This window comes from Pseudidiomarina atlantica (assembly GCF_000753735.1).
Taxonomy (GTDB): Bacteria; Pseudomonadota; Gammaproteobacteria; order Enterobacterales; family Alteromonadaceae; genus Pseudidiomarina; species Pseudidiomarina atlantica.
In genome coordinates, this window is the sequence record NZ_JPIN01000030.1 from 1 (window position 1) to 2,571 (window position 2,571).

General features: G+C 41.6%; 1 protein-coding gene. It reads right to left on the reverse strand.

Annotated features, from left to right (window positions below; all coding sequences use genetic code 11):
- Positions 1-118: 118 nt before the first annotated feature.
- Positions 119-1,909, reverse strand: coding sequence for a GmrSD restriction endonuclease domain-containing protein (locus tag IDAT_RS12755; protein WP_034734392.1), 1,791 nt, complete (start codon positions 1,907-1,909; stop codon positions 119-121).
- Positions 1,910-2,571: the final 662 nt, after the last annotated feature.

Below are 2,571 nucleotides of genomic sequence, written 5' to 3' on the forward strand. Positions count from 1 at the left end.
CTTGCTGCGCTGGGTGAGATAACCTAGCTGAATCGACACTGATTTGCTAGACACCTTGCCGCCATTGAGTTTTAAATAGATTGAAGACAATCATGTATAAGTTTTCTCATCTTTAAGATCAAAGGCTGTCATAATACTCTTTGATCATTGTTGCCATTAAAAAACGGCGTCCCGCTAGGAACTCTTTGTAATTTTCTGCGGTAGTATTGAATATGAGCTCAGGAATAGCATTTTCGGCTAAATTTCTCTGTAAATCTTCTCGATCACAAATTTCGCCAAGTCTTAAATTTCCGGATTCAATCTGTTCAAGAACCATTAACATGTATTCTTTCGGTGGTAGGTCTTTAATCGCGATGTTGATTGCTGTTTCTGTCAACGCAAAGTTTGCAATCTGGTTGTAATCTCCCTGTTTCGGGAATCCATGACGAATAAGGTGATTCTTGGGAATTATGTGGTGCATATCGCCATGCCCCTCGATCATCTGTGCGATATTAATCGACTTTGAAAGGAATCCCCGCCCTCCTTTTGCAACTCTTGCTGCTAAATATGTTTGGAATGCAGGACTACGCTTGCTTGGTGACTCGAGCTCCTGAACTAAAGTTACATCCCAAAAACTATCACTTAGAACTGAGGCTTCAAGAGTGCGTAAGTATTGTTCCGCACCGTGGTCCTTAATACGACGTAAGTCAGTTTCCCACGTGGATTCAAAGCTTCCCACGGCTCTTCCGGTCAGTAATGTCATAACGAACCAGCGTTTTACAATTCTTGCTCTCTCTCCCTCATTCAGCTGATCGTCCAACCGAAGGCGCAGGTAAAGTGCATATGCGAAATTCAATGCATTCTTTGACCCAATCATGCTGGCATCGATATACCCAGCAGACTTGATCATCATTACAAATCGCTCGAGATGCGTCTTACTCACAAGTAGATCTAATGCTTCCGCAAAACGAGAATACGCGGCTGGAATAAGATTTTCATCAATTTTTCTCGTTTGTGGGTCAAGCCCGGATAGCTCACTAACAATTGCTCCGGCTTTACCACGACTAAATCCAACTAGACCGGCAATACGAATGACATCGGTATAGTCAGGTTGAAATAACTCGTCCGTTTGATTACTTAACCACTGAATTTTCCTAATATGCTCCGATTTTGCGAACTCTTCATCGTTCTCTTTAATATCATCAAATGCGTGCCCAGAGACCGTCAGGTGACAGAAATAATCAATTAGCTTCCGAAGATTGCGCCCTTCATTGCCGTACGTGGCAATTTTACTCATTACAAAATCAGCACTTGATAGCGGAACACCTTTGGCATTGATCCGAACGAAGATCTCTGCAACCGTTTCTACATCCAAATCGTCTGCCAATGAAATGACACCTACTTGCGCATGCTCAACAGCGGCGAGTCTCGCCGAGGCTTGTTCAACTTGGTCTTGATCAACATCTGGATTTTTAGCGAAATAATTTCTCAGAAAGCTCAGCTGACTGGAACCGGAAAAAAACTCACTAATATCGTGAATCCATTGGGAGCTATTGGTAATCGCTGGCGTTCTCGTCGCAAACTCTTCCGTTACAGGATTAAACGAAATAGCGATCCGCTTTTTTTCATAACGGTTACCAATCACCGTTTGTCCCGCAATTGCGGCCCTCAACGCTGTTACTCGTTGTTGGCCATCGATTAGTATTTGTTGATGTGCTGCGACAGCTCCCCCCTTTAATTTGGCGCCAACAGATTGCCACGTTATCAGATAACCAACCGGATAACCGTTGTAAAGTGAGTCAATTAAGTCCCTGACCTGAGATGTTTTCCAAACAAATGGTCGTTGTAGTTCCGGAATTGCTATTTTATCGCTACGAACATCAGCAAGAATTTGACTGATCGCTGTTTGCTTTACTTCATATTTTGCCATGTCGTCCCACACTTTCTAATTTAAATCGTGAATTTGTATGAAGAGTCCATTCGTTTCAGGACACTCATTCACAGTAAGGTGGATTATCTTTGATAGTTTCTAATTAAGTTGAGGATTACATTTTCCCTCTCAAGACATCAAGTATTAACGTTCCAGTGTAACTATCCCATCAAATAATACAGCCCACTCGTAGAGTGTCTTGTGACCTTAAAAGAGTCGGGAAAAATCAGGCCTTACCATAACTTTAGTTGATATTTTATCTAAATAAACCGAGTTTCAACTTTTCCCAGTTCGGGATCGCTGTAATCCCCCTAAGAATCGAAGCAATTTTAGGGGGAAAGTTGAATAATAGCGAAAAAATGCAGAATATGACCCAAATATTTTTACTTCATCCAACGGCCTTTCATGTCGATAAAACACGAAATAATCGACAAACAATCCTGTTGCGTCGATAGACTCGACATAGGTAAAAGTACGCATCTCGAGTCTTTAGAAGTATTTACAGCCACCGTCTTACCCTTACCCAAATAATTGGTTAGGTGGATCAAACAATCCTGACATCAATGATCATGTACATTGGGCAATTAAAGATGTATATTTAATCAACACAGCATTTCATAGTCAGGATTATCTCAATGTCAATCACCGCACAAATTGAGTCT